The sequence below is a fragment of the Gammaproteobacteria bacterium CG11_big_fil_rev_8_21_14_0_20_46_22 genome, from assembly GCA_002796245.1.
Taxonomy (GTDB): domain Bacteria; phylum Pseudomonadota; class Gammaproteobacteria; order UBA12402; family UBA12402; genus 1-14-0-20-46-22.
On the sequence record PCWT01000066.1, the window covers coordinates 1 to 26,648 of the forward strand.

A 26,648-nucleotide genomic window follows, 5' to 3' on the forward strand; every position below is an offset into this window, starting at 1 on the left:
TTTAGCGTCCTCCATGTCTTTCGATCCTTCTGTAATATTAAAATTACATGGATTCTAACGTTTTTTTCAAAAACCTACACTTTTAATCGCACCCGTAGCTTCGACATCATCACGCTCAACCAAAGGCTGAGTCAAGCTAGCATGCGCAGCTCTTACTGGCTTCTGAAAAAAACCAGGGCAACAACGAGCGCGCCTTGAGTGCGTGCCGTCACTGTTTGGCAAGGGGGCTTGATGTTCCGTGTACAAATACATCAGCACACCTCGAGTCAAACGTGTCCCCAAAGCCAATACCAGCGAAGCCACAAATACACCCACATTTACAGCCAGACTTAAATTATAGGTTCCAGTGTCAATCGCAATCGCTGTTAATGTCGCCAAACTAATAATCGATGTTTGCGCAAGCCCCTCGAGCAGTGGGTTAACAATATCGCCTTCAACACGAGCCGTACGTTTAGCCAGTGATTCTGGCCCAAGTTTGCAGCCTGTCATCACAGATTTTAAGAAAGACCCCACCACACAGGTAACAGCAGGCAGCCAAAAAATCGGATTAAAGTAAAACATAGCCAGCTGCGAAGCCCAAGCTAACCAACCAATCACATCGAAATGTCTAAACAGGGTACGAACCCAAGCCCCTGCTTCGAATGCACGCTGTCTACAAGGCATCGAAAATCGAGGCCTCTCCCCACCCTTCACGCAAGGCAAACTGGAGCGCATGGCCCCGATCGTGCTCTTGTCATCAAATTTTATATCCCAAACGCCGTTATAGAGCCCAACAAACGCACCCAAAGCAAAAAGTGCAGCAGCCGCACCCGGCAAAAGCGGCTCGACAATACCAAACAAGCCCAACACACCTGCCGCGAGCGTACCTATCATCAATACCATTCGGGAAAATACCCGGTGAACCATTAAATAGTGAAGACGAGCCGTGCTTTTTGGAAACAACTTAGCGGGGAACTTCAGCAAGAAAAAAAGCGCCGTCAACGAGCCAATCGTTAGCCAAGGTGAGCCGAGCAAGGGGGCACCAACCGCCAAGCAGGCTAAAAAGACACCTTGCGCTATAGCAAGGCTATTGACAATGGAGCCTGGGACACGCAGCGCCGAGGCCACCCGCTTGGCTGGCGCTTTCTTAACATTGTGTTTGTATTGTTGCCTAAGCGAGGCAGCAATTATTTGAGTGCAAGAAGTCATAAAAAGGCCACATATTGTTATTATTATCTAGGCAACGACCTTAGCGGCGCAGCCTAGATAGACTGGTTTCTAAATTACAATGGACAATCCATAAAGCTCGCACAAGGGTAATCATCAATAAACACACTCACGTCCTTCAAACGTTGTGGCTTAAAGCCTTTGCCATCTAGGGATTTCATATCAAACACCAAACGACCTTGCTCAAAATGTGGATTCATAAGCTCGGCAGCCACCGGCGTGACAGTGCCGTCTTTGTGCGCCACTAAATCACTGTGCACGTATGCACCATTGGGCTCATCATGCCCAAAGCCTTTCGTCCAATTTTGCACAAAGCTACGCGTTTTGATTTGCATCATTTTACGATTCGGGCGATTAGTAAAGGCCAACACGTTCTTTGAGGGGCGCACTAAAACCAATTTTGCTTTTTGGCCAGCAGGCACGACTTGAGCCTGATCCGCATTTAAGACGAACAGCCATTCCAAAGGCGCTTTTGTCTTCGCAAAAGCCACACCAGAGAGTAAACAAATCGCCAGAAGAGTTGTTAATAATTTGCGCATAACTCGCCTCGTTTGATCAATATTATTGCAAGTGGGCATTATAACGATTATGACCTGCTTGTAAACCCGAGACTGTTCAGTTTTTTGTCATCCTCAGCCAAAAGGCCTGTGCGGGATCACGTACAGAAACATCACCAAGCAATGGTTGCACTTTCAGAACTTCGAGAGTAGAATGCCCGCCTTTAATCAATGAACTACATAGGAGTTGAGCTTTTATGCCAATGGTTCGCGTAAAAGAACACGAAGCCTTTGATGCCGCACTGCGCCGTTTTAAACGTAGCTGTGAAAAAGCCGGTGTCATCAGTGAAACCCGCCGTCACGAATTCCACGAAAAAGACACGTGGAAACGTAAACGTGCCGCTGCTGCTGCTCGCAAGCGTTTGCTTAAACGCTTATCAAAAGAGCGCCCTATGCCACTTCGTGGCGCCAAAGGCAAAAGCAAAAGCGTTCGCAAAAAGCGATAAGCTTGGCTCATGAGTCTTAGGGATCGCATCACACAGGATATGAAAACCGCTATGCGCGAACAAAACAAATCGCGCCTAGCGGCTATTCGCCTCATTCTTGCTGATATCAAAAAGAAAGAAATCGACGAGCAAACCACATTAGATGATGCGGCCATCATGGCTTTACTCAGCAAAATGGTGAAACAACGCCGCGATGCCATCACACAATACGAATCAGCCAACCGCCCAGAGCTTGCCGAAAAGGAAGCCGCGGAAATTGAGGTGATCGAGCATTACCTTCCCAAAGCCGCTAGCGAAGATGAAGTTCAGGCTATCATCGCTGAAGCCATTGCCCAAACGGATGCAGCATCCATTCAGGACATGGGCAAAGTCATGGGCATTGTGAAAACAAAACTCGCTGGGCGCGCCGACATGGGCCAAATTAGCCAAGCTATTAAAGCCAAACTCAGTTAAACTCCCGCCATGGCAGGGAAAATTCCACAACACTTTATCGACGACCTACTCGCTCGAACCGACATTGTCTCGCTCGTGGAGCGCTATATTCCCTTGAAAAAAGCCGGCACCAATTATCTGTGCGTTTGCCCCTTTCACGATGACCACAAACCGTCCATGCACGTCGTGCCCAACAAACAGTTTTATTACTGCTTTAGTTGTGGCGCCAGCGGCAACGCCATCGGCTTTCTCATGAATTATGAGCACCTCAGTTTTATCGATGCCATTGAAACTTTAGCATCAGATGCCGGCATTCCTGTGCCGCGCGAAGCCAGCCAGGCGCAAGACCGCTTGCAGCCGCTGTATGATTTGCTCGGCAAAGTCAGCCAGTATTTCCAAAGCGAATTAAAAAACGACGCCGGCCAAGCCGCACGTGACTACTTGAAGCGGCGCGGCCTAAGCCAAGAAACCATCGAGCATTTTAGCCTGGGTTTTGCACCCGATAGCTGGGATAGCGTCACGCAACGCTTTGGGCACAACACAGAAGGCCAAACAGCCCTGTTGCAGACCGGCCTCATTATCGAAAAAAATGCTAAGCGTCATTACGACCGTTTTCGCAATCGTGTCATGTTCCCCATCCGTGACCAACGCGGTCGGCATATCGGCTTTGGCGGGCGCGTGATGGATGACAGCACGCCCAAATATTTAAACTCACCTGAAACCCCCGTCTTTCACAAAGGCCGCGAGCTCTTTGGCTTATATGAAGCGAAAAAAACACGTGATCTCAATACACTGCTCGTCACCGAAGGCTATATGGATGTGATTGCGCTGCACGAAGCCGGTATCACTTACGCTGTCGCCACACTGGGCACGGCCGTGACGAAAGATCATATCGAGCGCTTAGTGCGTACCGTCAAACACATTGTGTTTTGCTTTGACGGCGACATGGCTGGGCGAAAAGCGGCCTGGAAAGCGCTGACCACCGCACTGCCGATGTTAGATGACACTGTGCAATTTCAATTTCTTTTTTTACCACAGGGGCAAGACCCGGACAGCTTTGTCCGTGAGCATGGCAAAACCGTTTTCGAGCAACACATTCAAGGTGCTCACACCTTAAGCCAATACCTGCTCGAAGCGCTCTCCGACGATTTAAACCTTGAAACCCTAGAAGGTCGTGCACAATTAGTGGCCAAAGCTATGCCGCTGATTAGCTCAGTAAAAGGGCTTGCTATCAAAGAGCAATTATTGCAAGCGCTCGCCGAGCGCTCACACACCCCTAAGCAAACATTACTTGAGTGGACCGATCGTGCCGTGCCCACGGCTTCACAAGCTATGCCCAGCCATCCGATTCCAGCCGACATCAAGCAAACACCAGTACGGTTTGCCATCACTCTGTTGCTCCAACATCCTGAATTATTAAAAGAAACCGAAGTGGAGTTGCCAGACTTACCCATGAAGGGCTTGGATATTTTGAAAAAAATAGTTGAAATAATCAGGAACTCGTCCTATATAACTTCCGCGACAATTGTAGAGCACTTTCGCCACGATAAGGCTTTCACGTTTTTGACCAAACTGGCCGTAGCACCTTTGCTCATACCCGAAGGCTCTCTACAACAAGAATTAAGTGATACTTTGCATACGATTAAGGCACAAACGCTGAACTTCAGCATTGATACTTTATTGCACAAAGCAAAATCACAGGACTTGAGCACCGAGGAAAAACAAGCATTACAAAAATTACTCGTTTTAAAGAAAACCCGACACAAGACGTCTATATAAAATAGACTCACGTCAATCACAGATAACAAGGCAGACAATGAACGCAACGAATAAAAAAGAGCACTCCGAATTAATCTCACTCATCGCCAAAGGTAAAGATCAACAGTACCTCACCTACTCAGACATTAACGATCATTTACCCTCAGAAGTGACCGACCCTGAGCAAATTAACCATATTTATAGTCTGCTTGAAGAAATGGGTATCGAGCTTCGCGAAACGGCACCCGATGAAAGCGATATGCTTAGCCGCGACACGCAAGCCTCTGAAGATGATGCAGCAGAAGAAGCCGCTGAAACCTTGGTATCCAGTTTATCAGCCGAGCTGGGGCGCACGACCGACCCCGTTCGTATGTACATGCGCGAAATGGGTAGCGTGGAACTCTTGACCCGCAAAGGTGAAATTGCAATTGCTAAGCGTATTGAAGACGGCCTACGCCAAGTCTTAGAAGCCTTGTCATATCATTTGGAAGCCGTCAAAGAAGTGATCGACCAATACGAAGCGATCAAAGAAGATGATTCACGCATCAGCGATATCGTCACAGGCTGGATCAGTGATGACAACAATACAGCTTCAAACACACCCACCGAGGATAATAGTGATGCCAACACTGACGACAGCAGCAGTGATAACAGCGACAGCAGTAGTGACGACAGCGACAGTGATGACGATAGCAGCAGCTCGAGCTTTGACGACAGCGGGCCAGACATTAAAATAGCGCACGAACGTTTTGCTGAGCTCGACAAGCTGTATCAACAATGCTTACGCGCCGTAAAGAAAAATGGTTTTGATGCAAAAACCACGCAAGCCAAATTGAAAAAACTTTCGGCTTTCTTCATGGATTTCAAACTTGCACCACGCTTGGTTGATAAGCTCACACGTGACATGCGCGAGCTTTTGAAAAGCATACGTGATCAAGAACGCGCTGTGATGCGTTTTTGTGTCGCGAAATCTAAAATGCCACGCCGCACATTCATCAAAAGTTTCCCAGGCAATGAAACAGACCTTAAATGGTTAGAGCAACACCTGAAAGCCAAAGATGATTACGTTGAACGCTTAAATTTCTACAAAGTGGACATTCTGCGCGCACAACGTCGACTGATTGAAATCGAAGAAGCCTCAACGATTAATTTAAAACAAATCAAAGACATCAATCGTCGCATGTCGATTGGCGAAGCCAAAGCCCGCCGCGCGAAAAAAGAAATGGTTGAAGCGAACTTGCGTCTTGTGATTTCAATCGCGAAAAAATACACGAACCGCGGTTTGCAATTCTTAGATTTGATCCAAGAAGGTAACATCGGCTTGATGAAAGCGGTGGATAAATTCGAATACCGTCGTGGTTATAAATTCTCGACGTATGCGACCTGGTGGATTCGCCAAGCGATCACACGCTCGATTGCCGACCAAGCGCGCACGATTCGTATTCCTGTGCATATGATTGAGACCATTAATAAACTCAACCGTATTTCTCGCCAAATCATGCAAGAAACGGGACGCGAGCCGTCTGCCGAAGAATTGTCAAAATACGTGGAATTATCGGAAGATAAAATCCGAAAAATTCTGAAAATCGCCAAAGAGCCGATTTCCATGGAAACACCGATTGGTGATGATGAAGATTCGCATTTAGGTGATTTCATTGAAGACGCCAACTCAATGTCGCCGGTTGACATGGCCACACGTGAAAGCTTAAAAGAAGCCACGACCGACGTTTTAGAAACACTGACACCGCGTGAAGCCAAAGTTTTACGCATGCGATTTGGTATTGGCATGAACACAGACCACACACTGGAAGAGGTGGGTAAACAATTTGACGTGACACGTGAGCGTATCCGCCAGATCGAAGCCAAAGCCTTACGTAAACTTCGCCACCCTAGCCGCGCTGAATTTTTGCGCACTTTTATGGATGATTTTGAAGACGAAATGACCTAGGCCAAATCCAAAAAAGCCGGCTCAACGCCGGCTTTTTTTTGCCCGCCAAGCTAGAAACGCCCCTCAACCACCGAAATCTTCTGCCCGGCGACAATATAATGCGCTGCCAAATCCACCTCGACGGCGTGCAAGAGTTCGCGCAAACGGCGAGTTAAGCGAACATCGGCTTGGCTAGGCCTTGTGTCACCTGAAAGATGATTGTGAGCTATGACCAAGGTCGCGGCATTGTTGAGCAAAGCGAAACGCAAAACTTCGCGCGGGTAGACCATGCTCTGGCGCAAGCTGCCCCAAAACAAATGCTCGGCCGCCAAGCATCGCCCATCGAGCCCAAAGGCAATGCTGACAAAGCTCTCACGAGACTGTTCATGAAACGTTTTACAAAGGTAAGTATGCAATTGCTGTGTATCAGACAGACGCAGGCCCACCGCCGATGGTACGATCATCATAATATGCAAAAGGAAATAAAGAGGTGTATGCCAAGATGGTATCAAAACCGTGCAGAACCGCCAAGCAGCGTGTATGATAAACCTCAAATTAAAGGTAGTACCATGAATCCACAAGACAAAAACGATAAAACCGATTTTGGCTTTGAAAACGTGAGCCCAGAAGAGAAAACCGAGCGCGTACGAGGCGTATTTGCCTCAGTCGCGGCCAAGTACGACATCATGAATGATGTGATGTCCGCAGGCCTTCACCGCTTATGGAAACGCAGAGCCGTGCAATGCTCCGGTGTGCGGCAAGGACAAACGGTGCTCGACATTGCCGGTGGCACGGGTGACCTTAGCCTGCTGTACTCAGAACGCGTCGGCCCTAACGGCCAGGTGATCCTGGCTGATATTAATGCGAACATGCTTCAAGAAGGACGCGCGAAAGTCTTAAACCGCGGCAATTGCCACATTCAGTTTGTCCAAGCCAACGCAGAAATTCTGCCCTTCGCCGATAATAGTTTTGACTGCGTCAATATCGCCTTTGGTCTTCGCAACGTGACAGACAAAGCCAAAGCGTTGCGCTCAATGTGCCGCGTACTCAAGCCCGGCGGCAAACTGATTGTATTAGAATTTTCCAAGCCCACTCATAAGTGGATGGAGACGGTGTATGATCAATATTCATTTCACTTAATTCCCAAATTTGGCAAATTGATCACGGGCGATGAAGCAAGCTATCGTTATTTAGTGGAGTCCATTCGCAAACACCCCGATCAAGAAACCCTAAAAAATATGATCACTGACGCAGGTTTCGAGCAAGCTGCTTACGAAAATTTGCAATCGGGCATTGTGGCGATTCACTCCGGAGTCAAGCCCGAATGATGCGCGCTATTTTGCTAAACACCCTAGAACTTGCGGTCAATCGCTACATCAAACTTGATAGTTTTTACCGACAAAAGCTCAAGCGCTTGAGCGGGCGATACCTTGAAGTCGACCTGCAAGATGCGCCAGTCACTTTTTACGTCGGCTTTTATGATGATCGCGTCACCTTTCAGCCAGCGCTTCAAGGCAAAGCCGATGTACGCATACAGGCCACACCGATTAATTTATTACGAGTTCTTACAGAAGACAATGCGCAAGCCCTGTTGAGCAAGCAACGCATCAATATTGAAGGTGACTTTTTACTGGCACAAGCGGTGGGCGAGTTTTTCAAGAGCATTCGCATCGACTGGGCACATTATCTCAAACCTTTTTTAGGCGACGCCATGAACGGTCAAGCCGCTTTACTGAAAACAAAAGCTTGCGAAAGCCTGTCAAACACCCAGCAAAAACTCGACGAAGACCTGCGCGAATACTTACAACACGAACTGGCCGTACTGCCAAACCGAGACGAATTTGAACACTTCAAAACCGCTGTATCACATTTACGCGATAGAGTAGAACGCCTAGAAGTGAAGCAACGATTAGACCATTCAGGTGAAAACGCATGAACAGCATCACTCGATTTTTCCGTATCGGCTATATCATGATGCGCTACCGTGTCGATAGTGTTATGCTCGCCGAAAGCCGTCACATAGGCTTGCGTATTTTGCGCTTTTTAAACCCCTGGTTTTATTTACCGAGCCGGCACAAAGGGCCTGAACGCCTGCGCCTGGCACTAGAAACACTGGGCCCTATTTTTGTAAAATTTGGGCAGATGCTTTCAACGCGCAAAGACATCATCCCTGCCGAATACGCCGCCGCTTTAGCTAAGCTGCAAAACGATGTAAAACCCTTCTCAAGTGAGCTGGCCAAAAAAATCATCAAAAAAAACCTGAACAACACGCCCGAGAATTTATTTAAAAAATTTGATGATAAGCCTTTAGCCTCAGCGTCGATTGCGCAAGTTCACGCGGCCACATTAAAGACCGGCGAAAAAGTGGTCGTTAAAATTTTGCGCCCGAAAGTGAAGCGACAAATTGAAAGCGACATCAAACTACTCCGATTAATGGCCGCGCTCTTTGAGAAGCTACACCCGCACGGCAAGCGCATTCGGCCACGCGATATCGTTGAAGAATTTTCACTCAGCCTCAACGGTGAACTGGACCTTAACCGCGAAGCTGCCAATGCCGCGTTAATTAAACGTAATTTTGAAGGCAACCCGAATATTCACATCCCCTCGATTTACTGGGACTACACTTGCCCCAAAGTGATGGTGATGGAGCGTATCGAAGGTATTCCCGTGTCAGACCATGCTGCGCTTAAAGCACAAGGCAGCGACTTTAAGCGATTGGCCGAACTTGCGCTTGAGCTTTTTTTCACGCAAGTGTTTCGCCACAACTTTTTTCATGCTGACTTACACCCCGGCAATATTTTCATCTCCACTAAACATGTAAATCAATACATCTTAGTGGATTTTGGTATTGCAGGTTCTTTAGCCGAACAAGACCGACGCTACATTGCGGAAAACATGCTCGCTTTTTTCAAACGTGATTATCACCGTGTTGCTAAACTTCACATCGATGCGGGCTGGGTAGACCCACACACTCGCGTGTTTGAATTAGAAGCAGCGATTCGCGCGGTGTCCGAGCCCGTGTTTCAAAAAACCCTAAAAGACATCTCCATGGGCCAACTCTTGGTTCGATTGTTTCGCATTGCACGCGAATTCAATATGAACATCCAACCCCAACTGGTCTTGCTGCAAAAAACCTTGCTCAATATTGAGGGGCTAGGTCGCGATCTTTACCCCGAGTTGGATCTCTGGGCCACCGCAAAACCTTTTTTAGAAAAATGGATGCGCGATCAATTTGGCCCCAAAGCGATGCTCAAAAAATTAAAAGATCAGCTACCTTATATCATCGAGAAGCTGCCTGAGCTGCCAGACCTTATTTACCACGCGTTAAAAGAAGCCTCCACAGCAAAATCTAAAGAAGACCCGCACTGAAGCCTCCGGTTTTCTTGGGCTTCGCTTTATGGCGGGCTTCCATGCCTTTAAGATAATTTTAAGCTTTCCCTGGTACAGTACCGTCGAAACAAGGTCTCAAAGAAGGCCTCGAAATAATAACAACAAGAGAGGTCTACCATGGCACGAACGTCGCTTAAAAGGCGCGCACTTAGCGACGCCACCAATAAAACAGCCTTGGCTGTAAATAACACCGGCGACACTTTGAAACCCAACCCCCCACGGTCCTCAACACGCGTGACTCTTAGTACGCTATCATCGACATCGAGAGTACAGCTCGCGAAAAAGGCCGAAGGCTCACCCCTCCCACGAGCTGATCAGGCTACCGAGGACTTACCCTCAACAACAAAAAGCCCAAATATAAGGACGAAACCAGACCCTCTCGCCCTTAGAAAAACAGGCGGAGCTCAAAAAACCCGGCCACCACGAAACAAACTGGCGCGCAACCCTCACTCAATAGCCCAGCTTGCAAAAGCTGCTGAAGGCGTGCCGGATGTTCCCTCCACCGGAACATTAAAAGAAATAATTTCAGGTCTAGCTGATCTCAATCTAGGCTGCGATGAGCCAGAACTTCTGTCGCTAGAAAACCAGGAAGGAACAGAAACCGATACAGAAACCGATGTGGTGACGAGCGATACAGACCAAGACTCCGACGCGTCGATGAGCATAGGTAATAACCACCCTAACGAGTGCCCGACGGATTCTGATGCTGACGACATCCCAAGCGATGACGATGACGATGACGATGACGATGACGATGACGATGACGATGACGATGCGCTGCTTTTTTTTACGCCAGAACAGGGCCACAGAACCCCTCACTCAGATGACTCAGAAGCGTTTGAAAGCGATGATGAAGACAGTGATTCAGATGAGTTTGAAAGCGATGGTACAGATACTTCACGCTCCCCATCACCTCCTACGCTGTAAGCAAAACCAAAAAGTCAGGTACAGCCTGGCTTTTTATTCATGATGGGGGTTTTTGACTCGGGGTTGGCGGGTAATCGCCTAGAATGACAAGCGTCCTATCCCCGCGTAACGATTTAGGGCCAGGGGGTGGAGCTGACGCAGGTGGAGCTGACGCAGGTGAAGCTGACGCAGGCTTGAAAAACTGCTGCTGCGCTGAACCAGGACAGCGAGCCCTTCTCTCTGCAAGCAGGCTTTCGACGACCCCTTTCAGAGGAGCTTTGGCGCCCTCTGGCTTCCTAGGTAAGTTGTTTATTTCAGCGCTCCATTCTCCTAGCTGCACTAGGGGAAGCCTGCTTCCTGCGCCCAGTGTTTTGAGGACGTCTTTTGGAGGAAAGGGGCGAAGGAAATCTGGTCGAAAATCTCTTCTGGTATCAGTACTTGGAGGGGTGGGTATATCGCTAGAAGTGGTGGTGCGTGATTTTGTTGACTGCCCGCTGTGAGTATCAGATGAGTCTGAGGGGCGTCTTCCATCAGGGCTATCCGGCAGCACTCGGAACACAGTGGTTTGTATTCTCCTGCCTCCCTTGCATTGGCCAAGAAAGCGTTCAGGATGATTGCGAGCATATTTGACGAGTGCAAACAAACCTCCCCCTGTCGCAAGAAAGGCGAGAAAAGCCAGAATAGCAACGGCCCCACTTGCCAGTGGAGGCCTCACTAACGTTAACTTGAATAGGGTGGATGCAGCGCCACCATGGTTGTCGGTCACATCCAACACGAGCCACCATACGCCAGGAGGGGTAGCACTTGTGGTGCTCAATGTATTGTCAATCGGATCAAAGTTGAAGTCTGCTGAGCTGGTGCCATTACGCACTGCTAGGGAGGCCGACATATTATCTTCTTCATCAGGGTCAAAAAAATGATCCGTTATATTTAGAGGAAAAAAGTTTACTCCTGTAGGCGCGACAATATCTGGAACTGGCTCGCGTAGCACAGGGGAATGGTTAACACGTATTCCAGACAATTTGACCGAAGCAGAAACCGGCGGGCTGATCCTATCTGTGGCAGCTACGACAAACGTTGTGCTTGTCACTTGGTAAACGCCAGGTTGGAAGGTCACGCTAGGCTGTGAACCTGGTTCGCCCTCGTATGTCCAAGTCCGAGTCAATGGATCCCTAGTGATATTTTGCTTTAAGGAAAAGGTAAGGGTGCCACTACCATCGTTTGGCTCAAGTCGGTAGGTAATTTTTACTTCTCTATCCGTGCTGGAAACAGCAACAGGCAGCGGCAACGGCTCGCCTTCCAGATAATCTAATCCGCTATCAGGTGATTGAATCGTTAAACCGGGGGCGACTATTACGTTTATAGGAATTTCAGCGCGGCCACCAGATGTATTGCTACCAATAAGCGTGAAGGCAACCGTCGAACTATTAGCAGTTGCGTGAAATTCCATTACGGAAGCGTTATAGATTACCCATCCTGGTACGCTGCTGGCGCTTAGTGAGACAGGGAGGCTTGAGCTGAAAAAACTACCCGGTGTAAGAGACAGGCTGCTTGGCACGCCCATAATGACACTAAGGGTAACACTAGAAACTTGTCGGAAAACGGCGGCAGGCACTGGGTTAAATGTTATGGGGGTTGTAGCGCTTGCTCCTGCGAGGTCTGTTGCTTGCCATAGTACTATTTTGGGGGTTTGTCCTACTGTGCCGCTGACAGTGGGCCCATTTGGATTAAATGTGAATGTATCTGAGGGTTGCCCATTGGGATCTAAAAGTTGATAACCGAGCGTGTCTTCTGGATCAGGATCGATAAATACTGTCCAGGGAAGGGGAAGTGGTAACGTAAATGTCGTGTTAGGCAGTACTTGAATCTGCCTATCGAGATCAGGGCTTAATACGACAGGAGGATGGTTTTGCTTTCCCGTGATTTCTAAAAATTCATAACCGTTTGGGGTTATTGCGACAACTAATGTTCCTATTTGCGCAGCTGCGCTTGCTTGAATGCTTGTCAATGTCGAGCTGATCTTTGCTGCGCTTCTAGTGTCTAGCACAGTGATGCCTGGGGTGCCCACTAGAAAAATATTGTGCGGGAAAGCGAGAAAGCTTGTTGCAGCATAAGCACGATGCCAGGCAATAAGCGTAAGTCCGCTACCTGGTAGTGCAACAAAGCGTAGTAATCCATCCCTTCTAGAAAGAACATATAATTGGTCACCCCTGACGAATGCCATGTCATTGATATCAGTCGTGCTATCTGTCCCACCATGCGAAATGAGGGAAAAATCAGGGGCAATCTCAAACGTTTCTATGCCTGAAAACTGTGTTCCCACATATACCATCGGTGAGCAAACAGCAAGGTGGGTGACACTGTCTGACAAGGTTTGCTGGGCCACAATGTGTGGATTAAGCGGATCTTGGACGATGGCAAAACCCGCTGTGCCAAGGGCTACATACACCGTGGAATCTTGCACTTCAATGGCTTTAATACCCGCGCCGAGATTGAGTGAAGAAACTTCGGTGTAATCTCCTTTGCTTAGCGTGATCAATTTGCCTTGTGCTGTGCCAACAAAAATATAGTCATCATTTGTCGCGAGTGCTGTTGGCGTAGAAGTGAAAGCAACTATCCGCTCAGTTGTAACGCTGTAACCCGAACCCGCATGGATGGTTTGTACGACTAAGCCTTGTGGCGTTAACGCTAAAATTTCGGTTGGCGAAGCTAAGGCAAGCTTTGATATTTCAGCTGGCGCATTGGCTTGCCCTAAAGGCGCCAGGCTAAGAGGTACGGTATTTACACTAAGGGTAAAGTTTGTGCTTGCGCTGCCATGGGTGCCCAGAGCCCTAAGCTTTACGAACACAGGTCCTGTAGTTGCGGGATCTCTGAAATCGCACAAAAAACTTTGATTGCCTGGAAAATATTGCAAAGGCGGGCCAATTAAATTCAGCGCCCCATGCTTTGCATCAACAGCAGAAGCAAAAATTTCAAGTGGGTTTGGATCAGTAGGAGCTGGGTTAAACAATCCTTTTGGTAAGCTGAAGCTGTTTCGGTTAAGTAAATAGGTTGTAGCTCGTGGGACAGTACCGTTTAGCGTAATCGCAGAATATACTTTCATTACGCCAAAGAGCTCGGGGTTAGTTCCACCATCGCTTACGGTAGCATTAACACTAGACGGTTGGTGTCCCTCAGGCGTATAGGTAAGCGCACTGAGTGCCGCGGTAATATTTTCTGACCCTCCGGATAAGGTGAGTACACCTGAAGTTGCATTATAGAGGTGGTGGTTCAAACCACCTGCTGTAGGATCTAAGACAAGCCTGGCAAAGAGCGTTGCATTTGGTATTAGGCTTGTAATGGATATTGGACCTAAAGGAACAGCTTCTCCAGGTGTTTTGTACAGGGTTTTGTCGAGTCCTGTCGCAGACAGCGAGGGTTCTACCCTAAGATGAAAGGTTAACGTTTGATTACCTGGTGCTCTGAACGAAACTTGATGCCCACCTACAGCTATATTCGTTGCATTGACTAAGAGCTTGCTATCTAGATCGACTACCAAGATCCCACCTCTATCAGCTGCTATGGCCACTAGGTTTCTTGTGCCATTTTGATTCGTAGCAGCAACAGACCAAACTGTTGTGTCAGATGGGATGTTATCGATAGGGATGGGGGAGCTCGGTTCTTGAAAGTTGATGACTTGTACATTAGTACGGTCTGCTACCAGCAATCTAGGGCCGCTCATGGTCGCAGCCTCAGATAATCCGCCAGGCGCATTTTCTATCGTGGTGAGCAGAGTACTGTTGCCAGTTTCTGCATTTGCTAGGAGGATCTGTGTGCCCGCCCCTCGGTCTGCGACGCCAAGAAGGGCATTGCCATCAGGTAAAAGTGTGGCCGTCACTTCGTGTGCAAAGCCGCCAGCACCACTGGGGACAAAACCCGTTTGAATCAGGGTGTTGTCTGTGGGAGAAACGTGAAAAAACTGCGTGCCGAGGTTAGTGGCAACAAACACTTGTGAGCCTCCCGCTGTAGCAACACCAGAGTTAGAGAATCCGCTCGGCGCAGGATGGCTTGCAATTATTTCGGGGTGCTCGGGACTTGTGACATCCACTAACAGAGTTCTTGTTGCGGTAACGACGGCGATCACCCCTGGAGATAAGACAGCCACACGTCTTGTATTTTCGCCAGCTAAAGGGAGTACGCCAATAACTGAATGCGAGGGTGTAAATCGAACGATTTGGAATCCGCCTGCCTGAGCAGCAAAGTAACCATATTCTCCTGACTCAGAAATGGCAAGAGCGTTACCTCGTGCATTTCCCATTAAAGGAAGATAAAAGGTTGTATTAGTGTTGGGGTTAAACTCCCAAAAGCCGGCATAGTCGGCGACGACAACAGAAGAGCCCCTCCAGGCAACCCCCTGAGCGGCACTGCCAGAAGGGCCTTGTGGGCTTGGTGCCCCAGCAATGACATTAGGCGCAAGGCGTACTTGAACCCAGCTTGGGAGAGGCTTGCCGTCTACAGTGATTTCAACCTCCGTTGTATTACCTGCATTCAAGCCCTTAACAAGGTCAAACCTTAGCTTAAGAGGCACACCAACATAGGCGGTTTGGTTTGTGATGCTCGAAGTACCTAAGGTGTTGTCACTGAGTGATAATGGCTTGCGGTGAGCAGCCCTGCGGAGATTTTCTGCTTCTTGAATTTCGGCATCACTTGCTTCTTCTGCATCTACGAACGCGTCAGATTCGGCTTGTTGAAAGGGAATGAGACTTGGTGGATTTACGGGTGGAATACTGGCGGTTGCTGCGTGGGCAAGGGCTTGCAAAGTGTGGAGATGGGGATCATCCCTAGGCGTTAGCGAGGTTGAGGTATCATTCGAAGTACGTTTTGATTTTCCTGAATTGAGAAATGCCCCCAAAAAACTACTGAAATACCCAAGGGCAAGGACGGAGCCCACGCTTAAAAAAGCGGCGCTCCCTGCTTTAAAATACGTTAAAAACCTTCTCTTATTCCTCTTGTCCATAGGAGGGGTACCACCAGAATTTATTTACTACGATAGTTGGCTCGATAGTGTGTTTCTACGATATCTGTGCAGTTTAAATTATAAGCCTAATGTTTATTTTGAGCAAATGTGCTTTCATTTTCTAACGCGCCAGCACAGCGCTTCAAAAGCGTATCTCTAGCCTCTACGAGCCTGAGAAACGTCTCTGTACAGTCGGGTGTTTCACACTTATCAGGATGAAAAAAGCGCGCTTTTTGCCGGAAGGCTTGAGTTGTAGTACCTGCGCAATCGGAGGGAGTTTCTTGGCCGGAAATACCGAGAAGTTTTTGTGCTGCCTGAATCTTTTCTGATTGAGTTTTGCCTTGAGCATATTGTGTAAATAGTGTTTGGATCATATTGTAGATCACGCTGAAACACAGTGTGTAATTTGCTGCATGAACGGCATACTGAGCAAAAAAGTTTGTCATCGACGACGGGGATACTAGCTTGTTGATTAATTTTGTCGTGCAATGGTTTAGGATTTCTGTTCCCAAAAACGCGAGTAACAGAGGAAGAGAAAACCCATTCGCTAGAGTCAGCAGGCCAAACATAACCATCTGTTTTAAGAGCGATTGGTGAGCAAGAAAATTTTCTTCATCTTGATGTGCGTCAAATTGATGCTGCCTGGGAAGGATGCGATTAATTGTTTTTAGTACGCCATTCAATGCCGTATTTAATAGAAGAAGAAGAGGCCATTGCAATAAAAAATACTGAGAAATGTATTCAAGGCCAATGAGCGCAGGCGAAGCAAAGATACGCGCAAAAGAAGAAAATAAGTAGAGATGCAGTATTGTGCTGATGGTTCCTGCGACCCTTTTGACTGTTTGCCGTTGTTGGGATGTTAATCCATCTCCAGTTTTGGTATGAGTTTGAGCGGGATAAACGCGATCGAAGCAAGTCGCGGTCAACACATGCACAGGATGAGCCGTAAAAAAAGCAGCAAGACGGCCACAAAAGCGTGTTCGCCAGGAAAACCTTGAAAATAACTGTTGTTCTGCCTGGGCCACCTTTGCGCGAATCTCATTTAATTGGCGTATTTTTTCGGCGAGATCCCCCGCGGATGAAAACAGTTCTTGCGCCACTGTTTGCCAATCGAGCTGGCGTAGCATGGCTTCTAAAATAGCAAACTTGGCCTGATAAAGCTCATAAAGTTCGCATGGGTCGAGGCCATGGCTTGCTGCTTCTGTTAGTTTATGCAGCCAGCGTGTTAGTACGATAATTTGTCGTGATAGACGAGCTAGCTGAAGACGCTCATTTTGTTCGAACTGCAACAGGCTCTTTTCAATACAGGCCGCTCTGTGTGTTGCAGTAATAGAATCCAAAGCGATGAGTCGTTCAATCTCTTGACGAGTAAGATATTGAGCGCAAAGTTTATAATAATGACGCATCGCAGCAAGGCTTAAATTTGCGTTACCTATAGGCGGACTGGGTATGCCGAGACGCCTACGGGCTGTTTGGTCAAGGCGGTGTTTTTCGTAGAATACGACAAATGCAGCTATTGTTTCTTCTGTCGACAAAACGTTTGTGTAGGATGCGGGTTTTTTTAGCCCGTGAAGCTGCCTGAGTCGTTTCAATAACTCAAATGCTAAGCCCAAGATTTCGTCAAAAGAAGCCTGTGTTGTTATGTTAGTGGTCGATAAATGGGAGAGAAGTTTTTTTCCATCCAGAGAGTTTTCTTGATCAAAAATCATGACGACATAGCATGCCATCCTGCTGACCAACTCGATAAAATATTGTTGCTGAAATACGGGCGCTGAGTTTTTTGTTTGAATTAGCAAGAAAGAAATTTTTTCTGTTTCAAGCTCGGCAAAAATTTTGAGTGGTGGATAAACGCTTGCTAATTCAAGCAGGCGAGATAAAAAGCGCCCCGAAGCACTCATGCCTTCTTGAGGAAGTAATGGATTGTTAACAAGCATAATGTTCCAACCACACTCTTGACATCCAAACCTCCCCAAAGGAAGGTGACTCCTGAAAGTCCTCGCGGACTTTACCTAAGCAATCAATCCCATCTCTTTAACAGCCGCATGCTCTTGGCGCAACTCTTCCAAGGTCTTCTCAAGCTTTTCGCTCAAGAAAGCATCATGCGCCAAGCCTTCAACGACTTGCAGCTTGCCACCCACCGTGCGGCACGGGAATGAATAAATCAAACCTTTGTCCACACCGTATTCACCTTCTGAACATTTGCACACAGAAAACCAATCATCGCCTTTCGTATCGTGGACCAAGTTATACACTGTATCAACCACCGCATTCGCAGCCGATGCCGCTGAGGATGCACCGCGCGCTTTAATCACCGCCGCACCGCGTTGCTGAACCGTTTGGATAAATTCATTTTTCAACCAAGCCTCATCGCTGATCATATCGGTGACAGGCTTGCCTTTGATCGTGGCATTTTCAAAGTCTGGCACCTGTGTGGCCGAATGGTTACCCCAGATCGTCACGTGTTGCACATCGGCCACATCCACACCGGCTTTTTCAGCCAGCTGCGCCACAGCACGATTATGATCCAACATAGTCATCGCGTAAAAACGATCGCGTGGAATATCCGAGGCATTGTGCATCGCAATCAAGGCATTCGTGTTGCACGGGTTGCCGACCACCAAGACGCGCACATCTTTCGCTGCATTGTCGTTAATCGCTTTGCCTTGCACAGTGAACACACCGCCGTTAACTTTCAATAAATCAGAACGCTCCATGCCTTGCTTGCGCGGCACAGCGCCTACGCACAAGACCCAGTTCGCATCTTTCATCGCTTCATTCACATCGGCTGTGCACACCACGTCTTTTAATAATGGAAACGCGCAATCTTGCAACTCCATCTTCACGCCTTCCAATGAAGGCAGCGCGGCTTCAAGCTCTAAAAGCTGCAAGCGAACCGTGGTATCAGCGCCAAACATTTGGCCCGAAGCAATACGAAAAATTAAAGCATAACCAATTTGGCCTGCAGCACCTGTGATAGCAACATTAACATGCTTTGACATGAAGAACTCCTTACTATTTTCTTGGGCAGTAGTGTACAGTAGCCCACTGCATAAATCGACCTTTTAGGGCATAATACGCCAATGAAACCACCCCTGTCACTCTACATTCACATTCCCTGGTGCATTCGCAAATGCCCCTATTGCGACTTCAACTCACACCAAGTGCGAGGCGAACTCGATGAAACACATTACATCGATACTCTGCTCAAGGATTTCGACCAGCATTTGCCTGAAATCGAAAATCGCAAACTGCACAGTGTATTCATCGGCGGGGGCACACCTAGCCTGTTTAAACCCGAAAGTTTCGCGCGATTGTTTGATGGGCTCGCCCAGCGTGTAAGCTTTGAGAACCCAAACAGTGAAATCACACTCGAAGCCAACCCCGGCACCTTTGAGCAGGCGCGTTTTCAAGGTTATCGTGAAGCGGGCATCAACCGCCTATCGATTGGCGTGCAAAGTTTTCAAAACGATAAGCTCAAACGCTTGGGACGCATTCATGAAGGCGACGAAGCCAGACGTGCGATTGATGGGGCGATTAACGCCGGTTTTCAACACCTCAATATTGATTTAATGCACGGTTTGCCCGAGCAATCCATCGACGATGCCCTGTTTGACCTAAACACCGCCTGTGCCTTTGGCACGGATCATCTGTCTTGGTACCAGCTGACACTGGAACCCAACACCGTATTCGCTAAATTTCCACCCACGCTACCAGACGACGACCATTTATGGGCGATTCAAACCGAAGGCTTGGCCTTATTAAACAGCGAGGGCTTTGAGCGCTACGAAATTTCAGCCTACACACGTGGTAATAACCCCAGCCAACATAATTTGAACTACTGGGAGTTTGGTGACTACATCGGCATTGGCGCTGGCGCACACGGCAAGCTCACCACCGAGGCCGGCATTTTTCGCCATCAAAAAAAACGCTCGCCCAAAGATTATTTGGCCGATCAAACCGCGATTAACGTGACCCAGATCGACGAGAGCGAACGGCCTGTGGAGTTTATGATGAATGCCTTGCGCTTAAGCGATGGTGTGCTGCTGTCGACCTTCACCGAACGCACCGGCTTGGCACTTGATGCCTTGGAGCCGGCCTTATCACATGCTCAAAACCAAGGCTGGCTCATAATCAAAGACGGTAAACTTCGCTGCACCGAGCTCGGACAGCGGTTTTTAAACGAGTGCTTAGTGGGATTTATGGCTTAAATCGCTTTCGAAGAGACACAAGATGGCTATAATAGGGTCACCTTATGTTCGGAATAGCTAGTGAGAACCGATACCGTCAGGGCGAAAGTCAACCACCAGACCAAAGCCAGCGCAGAGAAGATATTAAAACAACTCGGGCTGACAATGTCACAGGCCATAAATCTAATGAATTCTAAACAGACCCTACTAGAGAGAACAGGCAGCCACGCTGATTTATTCAAGATGTAAGTTTTTACTTACAGGCCGCTTTGATTTGCGTATAATGCAAAACATTGAACTTGAAATGGACACGCCAATGAAAGCCTTACTACTGATTGCCTCGCTTACACTGCCGACCCTTGCCTTTGCAACGTTTCAAGTCGCTGGCACGGATACGATGCCCGTGCATCAAGGCAACCTAAACACACTGCCCAAAAGCTATCGCGTGAATCCGGCTGTGACTTTGCGCACCCACAAAGGTGAGCTCTACCCACAAGTGCGTGACTACCTTAAAAACCATCGCTGGCAATTGCATTGGACCGCGAAAAAAGATATCGCACTTTTATTAAAAACAGAGATCACAGGCCAAAGCGTACCTGCTGTGCTACACCGTTTATTCGAACATTATCCGAAATTAAAACTCAGCGTGAGCACGAAAAAACGCAGCGTTAGTGTTAAATAAATCGATTAGGCGGCAGGCTTAAAATCAACCGCCTTTAAACGACGTCTGACCGCAAACCACGCACCCAAATACCCCAGTAACACACCGCTTAACAATAAATAGAGGGTGTGTTTGCCATCCATACCACTCAATGAATAAGCACTGCCGTATAAGGTCGCCAAGCGCTCAATCGGTGCGGATAATAATAAAACACCGATATCCACAATAAACCACGCCATGATCGCGCCGGTTAAGCCGTAAATAATCCCGCTGTATAAAAAAGGCAGGCGAATAAAGCGATCGCTGCCGCCTAATAGTTTAATGATGCGGATTTCATCGTGATAGGCTTTGGTGGTTAGTGTGATCGTATTAAACACCACAAAAACGACCGCAATAAAAAACAAAAACATTAAAATGCTCACAAAGCGATGACCAATCGCCATAATCGCATGCAAGCGTTTTAACCAGGTTAAATCCAACTGAGCCATGCTCACACCCGGTAAGTTTTGCAATCGCGAATAGAGCTGTTGCACTTGCCAGGTTTTTTGCAATGCAGGCGAGGGCTCAACGATCAACACGCCCGGCAAAGGGTTTTGCTTTAAGTTTGCCAAGGCCTTCGAAAAACCCGAGTCACGCAAGAAATCTTTCAAGCCTTCTTCGGGTGAAATGTATTGGACAGAGGCCACGGCTTGGTCACGCTCAATACTTTGCTCCAAGCGCGTTAAACTATCGCCCGTCACATCAGGCTGCAAATACAGGCTGACTTGACCAGAGCCTTTTAAGCCATAACTCACCACGGAGACGTTATCTAGCGCCACAAACAAACCCATCGGCAAAGCCAAGGCCACACCAATGACGATAAAAATCGCAATCGAAGATAAAGGCGAGCGACTGAGTTGACCCAAACCATTCATAATTGAGCGAGCGTGAAGCTGCAGTGTGTGTAACCAAGGGGATAAGGTCAGCTTGCGATCAATACTCATGCTAATTGCCCCTCGTGAAGATTTAAACGCCGATAACCCATGGCCTCGACCATCGCATGATCATGCGTGGCGATAATGATGGTGGCGCCTAACTGATTAAATTGCTCGAACATTGTCATCATCTCGCGCGACAAGTCCGGGTCTAAATTGCCCGTGGGCTCATCCGCTAAGATAATCGGCGGCTTGCTCACGATCGCGCGCGCAATGCCCGCACGTTGCTGCTCACCCACTGACAAAGTTTCCGGAAACTGATACGCCTTGCTTAAAAGCCCCACTTTATCCAAAGCCGCATGGGCTCGCTTAGTGACCTCACTGGCCTTATAGCCTGCAATTACCAGGGGTAAAGACACATTCTCCAGCAAGGTACGCTCAGGCAATAAGTGCGCATCTTGAAAAATTAAACCAATCTTCCGGCGCAATAGCGGCACACTTTTAGGGCCAATACGCTCAAAATTCAAACCGTCGACCACCACTTGACCGGCTGAAGGTTTTTCAATCAAGGCGATAAGCTTGAGCAGGGTGCTTTTGCCCGCGCCCGAGTGACCCGTTAAAAACACCATTTCACCCCGCGCAATGTCAAAACCAACATTTAAGAGAGCAGCCTGACCACTCGCGTAACGTTTGGTGACACGGCTAAAATGAATCATACTCGATTGGCTCATAAGCTACCTATACCCAGGATTTCGTCAAAACAAAATTTAACATGCCAACGCCCAAAAACGAAGGGCTGGCTCGATTTTAAATGCCTGGCGTGATAATCTACGCCTCAAATAGAATCATGGCAGGAACGCGCAATGGCCTTTGGCTTTGGTAAACGCCCAAAAGAAACGCCCGAAGAAAAACGCGGCTTGACGAGTCGCCTGCGAGCAGGACTGAGCAAAACTCGAAAGAGCCTAGGCGAAGGCTTAAGCACCTTGCTGCTTGGCCGAAAAGAGCTCGATGAAGATATTTTAGAGCAACTCGAAGAAACCTTGTTGCTCGCCGACATCGGCGTAGATATGACACAGTCCGTGCTTGAACGCTTACGAAAATCACTGGCACGAAAAGCCCTAGATGATGAAAAAGCCTTGCTCCAACAACTGCGAGAAATCTTATTAGAAACACTGGCGCCAGCCAATCAACCACTTGTGATTGAACCCAACCAGAAACCCTTCGTTATCATGATGGTCGGTGTGAACGGTGCTGGCAAAACCACGACCACAGGCAAGCTTGCCAAACAGCTTCAACAACAAGGTCACAGCCTTATGCTGGCTGCCGCCGATACCTTTCGCGCAGCTGCGGTTGAACAACTTCAAGCCTGGGGCGAACGAAACGATGTCTCCGTGGTAGCGCAATCCAGCGGCGCAGACAGTGCGGCTGTGTGCTTTGATGCGCTACACTCAGCCAAAGCTAAAGGCGTCGACATCCTCATTGCTGATACCGCCGGACGATTGCACACACAATCCCATCTGATGGATGAACTCAAAAAAGTGGTGCGCGTGATGCAAAAGGTTGAAGAGACTGCGCCACACGAAGTGTTGTTGATTTTAGATGCCAGCATCGGTCAAAATGCCCTGCAGCAAGCCAAACAATTTTGCCAAGCCGTGAATGTCACCGGTCTTTGCATTACAAAACTCGACGGCACCGCCAAAGGTGGCATTGTCTTCGCCATCGTTCATGAACTTCAGCTGCCCATTCGTTATATCGGCGTTGGCGAAACCATCGACGATCTTCGCGAATTTGACGCAAAAGCCTTTGTGGATGCTTTATTCGAGGTATAGTCCCTTAACCCGCAATTGACAAAATGACGCAAGCTCACTAAAGTTGAATCCCTATTTCATCTAAAAACGGGACGTTGTATGCGACGCTTAATGCTGGCTTTGACTTTTCTACCTGCATTTGCTTTCGCTGAAGCATCAAACATCACGCACGAGACCTTAGATAATGGCTTGAACATTTATATTAAAGTGGTCAAACGCTCGCCCGTCGTGCTCACCCAAGTCTGGTATAAAGTCGGCGGCAGTTACGAGCACAACGGCATTACAGGTATCTCTCATTTGCTTGAGCACCTCATGTTTAGCGGCACAGCAAAATACCCAAATGACACCTTATTCAAAACCATTGCCTCGCTCGGTGGCACAAATAACGCTGGCACTGCAGCCGACTATACCGTTTATTATGAAACCACGCCGACTTCTGCTCTACCTCAGGTTTTCAACCTAGAAGCAGATCGCATGCACAACATAACGTTTAGCAAAGCTAGCTTTAAACGCGAGCTTTCTGTCGTGAAAAACGAAAAGAAAATGCGCATGGACAATGTGCCTAGTGCTCGCCTACTTCAGCTGTTTAATGCTCAAACATTCCTATCCAACCCTTATCACCACATGACGATTGGTTGGCAAAATGACCTGGACCACATGACGCTTGCCGATGCGCAAGCGTGGTATCATCGATTTTACCAACCCAATAATGCCACGCTCGTGGTGGTGGGCGATGTAAAGCCCGAGCACGTTATCGCCTTGGCCAAACAGTATTTTGGCCCTCTAAAGCCTCATACTGTGTTAGAGCCCAAGCCAAGATTGGGGCAAACCCATTTTGCTTTCCGACAAACCACATTGCAGTTACCGATCGAACAACGCGAATTTCTAATGGGCTTCAATGTACCCAATTACGCCCACTTTCAAAAAAAATGGCAGGCTTACGCTTTAGTCGTACTCGCTCAAGCACTGGCAGGCAACTCAAGCGCAATACTGCCTTCAGAACTCGTGAGAAAAATGAAAACGGCGGTCGCTGTCTCCAGCTACTACAACCCTTTCTCCCTGCATAACAGTGCCTTTATCATTTCCGCGGTACCCGCAGAAAACATGAGCTCACCCGAGCTCGTCAAACAAATCGAAACACAACTTGAAATACTCAAGCACAAACCTTTGAGCACAAAACAACTTCAACGGATTAAAATACAAATCAGAGCACAAAAAAGCTACGCACTAGATTCACTCGAACAACAAGCTGAAGAAATCGGCTTGTTAGCCTCCATTAACTTACCGATAGACTTAAGCGAACACTTTGCCGACCACGTTGACCAGGTCACTGCTGCTCAAGTGCAAGCCGTTGCCAAACAGTACATTCGATTCAATGCGGTATCATTAGCTTATCTAGAACCCCTGCCCAAGGAAAAAGCATGAAAAAATTTTATCTCAGCAGCTTTTTCCTTTTAGCAAGCAGCCTTGGTCATGCCAGCATACTCTCGATCAAACATTGGCAGACTAGCGGTGGTACGCCCGTGTATTACACAGATTCTAACGCAGCACCGATGCTTAACATCGTGGTTCAGTTCAACGCAGGCTCGGCTTTTGATAAGCAAAACCCAGGCGTAAGTGCGCTTAGCAACACACTGCTGACCAAAGGCACTGAGAAATTAAGCAACCAAGCCTTTTCAGACGCGGTAGATTCTTTGGGCAGCAGTATCGAAACAAGCTCAGACAAAGAACGCGCCATCATTGCTTTACAAAGCTTGAAGCAAGCCCGTTACTTATCACCCACGCTTACTTTATTCAAGCAGGCTTTATCCAGCCCAGCCTTTAGGCAAACCGATATCGAGATCACCAAACAACAATTTTTAGCCTCATACGCCATGATCCAACAACAAGCTGAATCCAAAGCAGCGCTCGATTTAAGCACAGCACTCTTCAAAGGCACACCGTACGCGCACGATGAGATTGGCACACCTGCATCAATTAAGCGGATTACGCAACAAAATATTCGAACTTTTTACACACAGCATTACACTCAAAAGAATGCAGCTATTTTTATGGTTGGCGATATTAGCGAAAATCAAGCCAAAACGATCAGCAACACTTTACTTTCTGCGCTACCCAAAGGTAAACACCTGGCACCAGCCAAACTCACAGCACCACTACAAGCCCGCCTGATTCATTCTGCCTTTGACAGCAATCAAACGTATATTTACCTTGCCACACGTTTTGACAGCAAAGATCAAAATCGCTACACACTACAGTTAGCCAATTACCTGTTAGGTCAGGGGCCAAATTCTCTACTCTTTGAGCTTGTCCGCGGCAAAGAAGGACTAACGTACACTCCGAGCAGTACCGTAGACCAAACTGCCAACCAGCTGATTTGGATTATTAATTTGCAAACAGCTAACGTAACCACGCAGGCTGCATTAAGACAAACGAAAAAAGCGATGCAACAATTAGCCAGCAAAGGGCCAGACCCACGAGCACTGGCAGCAGCCAAGCAATTCTTAAGCCGGAGCTTACCGCTTCGTTTTACCAGTAACGGCAAAATCCTCAACACGCAGGTTTACTTATATAACCACGCGCTACCACTAAATTACTTTGATCACTACGCGGACAATATCAATAAGGTCACGGCAAATGACATTCAAGCTGTCGCAGCTCGTTACCTCAACCCAAAAAAAATGGTGCTTTTGACATTGGGAGGCCAATAAGCTCATGAATAACGCTATCAATAAAAATTTCAAACAAAACGCCGGGCATTTTTTTGTTCAGGCGCTGCTCATTATTGTCTTTATGGCTTGCGTACTCTTTCCACTCGGTTCATTAAAATCCAGCATTTTTACTGCCGTGGGCGCAAGCACACTCGCAGCCAGCATCGTGATGGCCTTTGCTTTGCCCAAATCACCTGCTGCAGCAGTTCATCGTATATTCGGCGGCTATATCATTGGCATCTTAATCGGCTTGCTGTGGCATGCGGCTTTAATCGCACTAGAAAAACACTCATCACTGCCGCCTCCGCTACCCGTTGATATCTGCGGCGCCCTGGCTGTGGGCATGACCATGATCCTCATGGGTATTTTTGGCTTGCTTCACCCCCCGTCAGTCGGTCTTTCATTGGCCATCGTGATTGGCCCTTGGAGCCACTGGACGATTATTGTGGTGATCGTTGCTGTCATAATCTTATGCCTGATCAAGCATCTTTTGAGAAATTGGTTCATCAATTTACTATGACTGGCCGCTAAAAATCGTTATAATTCGCCCTCATTGACGAGCAGTGGCGTAGCCCGCGTGCTCTAACCAACTCACGTTGGTCTACTTTGATAGCGCAAGGCTATTTTATTACAATTCGTTTTCGGGCCTATAGCTCAGTTGGTTAGAGCAGCGGACTCATAATCCGTTGGTCCAAGGTTCAAGTCCTTGTGGGCCCATATTTTTCAATCAGTTAAACGGCATACAAATT

22 protein-coding genes, 1 tRNA gene and 1 pseudogene are annotated in these 26,648 nt (G+C 47.9%); 15 read left to right on the plus strand and 9 right to left on the minus strand.

The window, feature by feature from the left end:
* Window positions 1–66: 66 nt before the first annotated feature.
* Window positions 67–1,188 (minus strand): hypothetical protein, encoded by a 1,122-nt coding sequence (locus COV52_09445; protein PIR10273.1) that lies wholly within the window; start codon window positions 1,186–1,188, stop codon window positions 67–69.
* A gap of 74 nt (window positions 1,189–1,262) precedes the next feature.
* Window positions 1,263–1,745 carry a hypothetical protein gene (locus COV52_09450; protein ID PIR10274.1) on the minus strand — a complete coding sequence of 161 codons (483 nt, stop codon included), beginning with the start codon at window positions 1,743–1,745 and terminating at the stop codon, window positions 1,263–1,265.
* Between the two features lie 215 nt (window positions 1,746–1,960).
* Here COV52_09450 and COV52_09455 point away from each other — a divergent pair, with 215 nt between their 5' ends.
* The 4 genes from COV52_09455 to COV52_09470 are packed head-to-tail and all read left to right on the plus strand — an operon-like array spanning window position 1,961 to window position 6,347.
* The gene (locus tag COV52_09455) at window positions 1,961–2,209 is read left to right on the plus strand and encodes a 30S ribosomal protein S21 (protein ID PIR10275.1); all 249 of its coding nucleotides are present in this window, start codon (window positions 1,961–1,963) and stop codon (window positions 2,207–2,209) included.
* Between the two features lie 9 nt (window positions 2,210–2,218).
* Complete coding sequence (locus COV52_09460; protein PIR10276.1) at window positions 2,219–2,662, plus strand: glutamyl-tRNA amidotransferase; 444 nt, start codon at window positions 2,219–2,221, stop codon at window positions 2,660–2,662.
* 9 nt (window positions 2,663–2,671) lie between these two features.
* Window positions 2,672–4,420, plus strand: coding sequence for a DNA primase (locus tag COV52_09465; protein ID PIR10277.1), 1,749 nt, complete (start codon window positions 2,672–2,674; stop codon window positions 4,418–4,420).
* Between the two features lie 37 nt (window positions 4,421–4,457).
* Window positions 4,458–6,347: an RNA polymerase sigma factor RpoD gene (locus tag COV52_09470; GenBank protein PIR10278.1), complete on the plus strand. Its 1,890-nt coding sequence runs from the start codon at window positions 4,458–4,460 to the stop codon at window positions 6,345–6,347.
* Window positions 6,348–6,397: 50 nt separating this feature from the next.
* Here COV52_09470 and COV52_09475 read toward each other — a convergent pair whose 3' ends face one another.
* Window positions 6,398–6,793: a hypothetical protein gene (locus COV52_09475; GenBank protein ID PIR10279.1), complete on the minus strand. Its 396-nt coding sequence runs from the start codon at window positions 6,791–6,793 to the stop codon at window positions 6,398–6,400.
* Window positions 6,794–6,895: 102 nt separating this feature from the next.
* Here COV52_09475 and COV52_09480 point away from each other — a divergent pair, with 102 nt between their 5' ends.
* The 3 genes from COV52_09480 to COV52_09490 are packed head-to-tail and all read left to right on the plus strand — an operon-like array spanning window position 6,896 to window position 9,695.
* Entirely contained in the window at window positions 6,896–7,654 is a 759-nt protein-coding gene (locus COV52_09480) for a bifunctional demethylmenaquinone methyltransferase/2-methoxy-6-polyprenyl-1,4-benzoquinol methylase UbiE (GenBank protein ID PIR10294.1), read from the plus strand.
* Complete coding sequence (locus COV52_09485; protein ID PIR10280.1) at window positions 7,651–8,262, plus strand: hypothetical protein; 612 nt, start codon at window positions 7,651–7,653, stop codon at window positions 8,260–8,262. Before COV52_09480 ends, COV52_09485 begins: the two co-directional genes overlap by 4 nt.
* The gene (locus COV52_09490) at window positions 8,259–9,695 is read left to right on the plus strand and encodes a ubiquinone biosynthesis regulatory protein kinase UbiB (GenBank protein ID PIR10281.1); all 1,437 of its coding nucleotides are present in this window, start codon (window positions 8,259–8,261) and stop codon (window positions 9,693–9,695) included. Before COV52_09485 ends, COV52_09490 begins: the two co-directional genes overlap by 4 nt.
* Before the next feature lie 743 nt (window positions 9,696–10,438).
* Here the strand turns inward: COV52_09490 and COV52_09495 are convergent.
* The 4 genes and pseudogenes from COV52_09495 to COV52_09510 all read right to left on the minus strand — a co-directional run bounded on the left by COV52_09495 (window position 10,439) and on the right by COV52_09510 (window position 18,617).
* Window positions 10,439–10,600, minus strand: a pseudogene (locus tag COV52_09495) (endoglucanase).
* A gap of 80 nt (window positions 10,601–10,680) precedes the next feature.
* On the minus strand, window positions 10,681–15,618 hold the full coding sequence (locus COV52_09500; protein PIR10282.1) for a hypothetical protein: 4,938 nt from the start codon (window positions 15,616–15,618) through the stop codon (window positions 10,681–10,683).
* An 86-nt stretch (window positions 15,619–15,704) separates the two neighbouring features.
* Entirely contained in the window at window positions 15,705–17,552 is a 1,848-nt protein-coding gene (locus COV52_09505; protein PIR10283.1) for a hypothetical protein, read from the minus strand.
* 75 nt (window positions 17,553–17,627) lie between these two features.
* Window positions 17,628–18,617 carry a malate dehydrogenase gene (locus COV52_09510; GenBank protein PIR10284.1) on the minus strand — a complete coding sequence of 330 codons (990 nt, stop codon included), beginning with the start codon at window positions 18,615–18,617 and terminating at the stop codon, window positions 17,628–17,630.
* A gap of 81 nt (window positions 18,618–18,698) precedes the next feature.
* Between COV52_09510 and COV52_09515 the strand changes: the two genes are divergently transcribed.
* The 3 genes from COV52_09515 to COV52_09525 are packed head-to-tail and all read left to right on the plus strand — an operon-like array spanning window position 18,699 to window position 20,487.
* Window positions 18,699–19,826: a YggW family oxidoreductase gene (locus COV52_09515; protein ID PIR10285.1), complete on the plus strand. Its 1,128-nt coding sequence runs from the start codon at window positions 18,699–18,701 to the stop codon at window positions 19,824–19,826.
* 60 nt (window positions 19,827–19,886) lie between these two features.
* On the plus strand, window positions 19,887–20,054 hold the full coding sequence (locus tag COV52_09520; protein ID PIR10286.1) for a hypothetical protein: 168 nt from the start codon (window positions 19,887–19,889) through the stop codon (window positions 20,052–20,054).
* 34 nt (window positions 20,055–20,088) lie between these two features.
* The gene (locus tag COV52_09525) at window positions 20,089–20,487 is read left to right on the plus strand and encodes a hypothetical protein (GenBank protein ID PIR10287.1); all 399 of its coding nucleotides are present in this window, start codon (window positions 20,089–20,091) and stop codon (window positions 20,485–20,487) included.
* 5 nt (window positions 20,488–20,492) lie between these two features.
* On the opposite strand, the gene COV52_09530 is transcribed toward COV52_09525, so the two are convergent.
* Entirely contained in the window at window positions 20,493–21,449 is a 957-nt protein-coding gene (locus tag COV52_09530; protein ID PIR10288.1) for a hypothetical protein, read from the minus strand.
* Entirely contained in the window at window positions 21,446–22,096 is a 651-nt protein-coding gene (gene ftsE / locus COV52_09535) for a cell division ATP-binding protein FtsE (GenBank protein ID PIR10289.1), read from the minus strand. The genes COV52_09530 and ftsE overlap by 4 nt, the downstream gene beginning before the upstream one ends.
* A 147-nt stretch (window positions 22,097–22,243) precedes the next feature.
* Between ftsE and COV52_09540 the strand changes: the two genes are divergently transcribed.
* From COV52_09540 to COV52_09560, 5 genes are all read left to right on the plus strand, one after another.
* Window positions 22,244–23,209 carry a signal recognition particle-docking protein FtsY gene (locus tag COV52_09540; GenBank protein ID PIR10290.1) on the plus strand — a complete coding sequence of 322 codons (966 nt, stop codon included), beginning with the start codon at window positions 22,244–22,246 and terminating at the stop codon, window positions 23,207–23,209.
* Between the two features lie 78 nt (window positions 23,210–23,287).
* Window positions 23,288–24,613 (plus strand): peptidase M16, encoded by a 1,326-nt coding sequence (locus COV52_09545; protein ID PIR10291.1) that lies wholly within the window; start codon window positions 23,288–23,290, stop codon window positions 24,611–24,613.
* Complete coding sequence (locus COV52_09550; protein ID PIR10292.1) at window positions 24,610–25,899, plus strand: hypothetical protein; 1,290 nt, start codon at window positions 24,610–24,612, stop codon at window positions 25,897–25,899. The genes COV52_09545 and COV52_09550 overlap by 4 nt, the downstream gene beginning before the upstream one ends.
* A 4-nt stretch (window positions 25,900–25,903) precedes the next feature.
* Window positions 25,904–26,419 (plus strand): hypothetical protein, encoded by a 516-nt coding sequence (locus tag COV52_09555; GenBank protein PIR10293.1) that lies wholly within the window; start codon window positions 25,904–25,906, stop codon window positions 26,417–26,419.
* Between the two features lie 123 nt (window positions 26,420–26,542).
* Window positions 26,543–26,616: transfer RNA gene (locus COV52_09560), tRNA-Met, on the plus strand.
* The last annotated feature ends 32 nt before the right edge of the window (window positions 26,617–26,648 follow it).

What these genes read in the sequence shown, in the direction of transcription:
- COV52_09445 (PIR10273.1), bottom strand. Translation starts at nt 1,188, where the DNA reads ATGACTTCTTGCACTCAAATAATTGCTGCCTCGCTTAGGCAACAATAC.
- COV52_09450 (PIR10274.1), bottom strand. Translation starts at nt 1,745, where the DNA reads ATGCGCAAATTATTAACAACTCTTCTGGCGATTTGTTTACTCTCTGGT.
- COV52_09455 (PIR10275.1), top strand. Translation starts at nt 1,961, where the DNA reads ATGCCAATGGTTCGCGTAAAAGAACACGAAGCCTTTGATGCCGCACTG.
- COV52_09460 (PIR10276.1), top strand. Translation starts at nt 2,219, where the DNA reads ATGAGTCTTAGGGATCGCATCACACAGGATATGAAAACCGCTATGCGC.
- COV52_09465 (PIR10277.1), top strand. Translation starts at nt 2,672, where the DNA reads ATGGCAGGGAAAATTCCACAACACTTTATCGACGACCTACTCGCTCGA.
- COV52_09470 (PIR10278.1), top strand. Translation starts at nt 4,458, where the DNA reads ATGAACGCAACGAATAAAAAAGAGCACTCCGAATTAATCTCACTCATC.
- COV52_09475 (PIR10279.1), bottom strand. Translation starts at nt 6,793, where the DNA reads ATGATGATCGTACCATCGGCGGTGGGCCTGCGTCTGTCTGATACACAG.
- COV52_09480 (PIR10294.1), top strand. Translation starts at nt 6,896, where the DNA reads ATGAATCCACAAGACAAAAACGATAAAACCGATTTTGGCTTTGAAAAC.
- COV52_09485 (PIR10280.1), top strand. Translation starts at nt 7,651, where the DNA reads ATGATGCGCGCTATTTTGCTAAACACCCTAGAACTTGCGGTCAATCGC.
- COV52_09490 (PIR10281.1), top strand. Translation starts at nt 8,259, where the DNA reads ATGAACAGCATCACTCGATTTTTCCGTATCGGCTATATCATGATGCGC.
- COV52_09500 (PIR10282.1), bottom strand. Translation starts at nt 15,618, where the DNA reads ATGGACAAGAGGAATAAGAGAAGGTTTTTAACGTATTTTAAAGCAGGG.
- COV52_09505 (PIR10283.1), bottom strand. Translation starts at nt 17,552, where the DNA reads ATGCTTGTTAACAATCCATTACTTCCTCAAGAAGGCATGAGTGCTTCG.
- COV52_09510 (PIR10284.1), bottom strand. Translation starts at nt 18,617, where the DNA reads ATGTCAAAGCATGTTAATGTTGCTATCACAGGTGCTGCAGGCCAAATT.
- COV52_09515 (PIR10285.1), top strand. Translation starts at nt 18,699, where the DNA reads ATGAAACCACCCCTGTCACTCTACATTCACATTCCCTGGTGCATTCGC.
- COV52_09525 (PIR10287.1), top strand. Translation starts at nt 20,089, where the DNA reads ATGCAAAACATTGAACTTGAAATGGACACGCCAATGAAAGCCTTACTA.
- COV52_09530 (PIR10288.1), bottom strand. Translation starts at nt 21,449, where the DNA reads ATGAGTATTGATCGCAAGCTGACCTTATCCCCTTGGTTACACACACTG.
- ftsE (PIR10289.1), bottom strand. Translation starts at nt 22,096, where the DNA reads ATGATTCATTTTAGCCGTGTCACCAAACGTTACGCGAGTGGTCAGGCT.
- COV52_09540 (PIR10290.1), top strand. Translation starts at nt 22,244, where the DNA reads ATGGCCTTTGGCTTTGGTAAACGCCCAAAAGAAACGCCCGAAGAAAAA.
- COV52_09545 (PIR10291.1), top strand. Translation starts at nt 23,288, where the DNA reads ATGCGACGCTTAATGCTGGCTTTGACTTTTCTACCTGCATTTGCTTTC.
- COV52_09550 (PIR10292.1), top strand. Translation starts at nt 24,610, where the DNA reads ATGAAAAAATTTTATCTCAGCAGCTTTTTCCTTTTAGCAAGCAGCCTT.
- COV52_09555 (PIR10293.1), top strand. Translation starts at nt 25,904, where the DNA reads ATGAATAACGCTATCAATAAAAATTTCAAACAAAACGCCGGGCATTTT.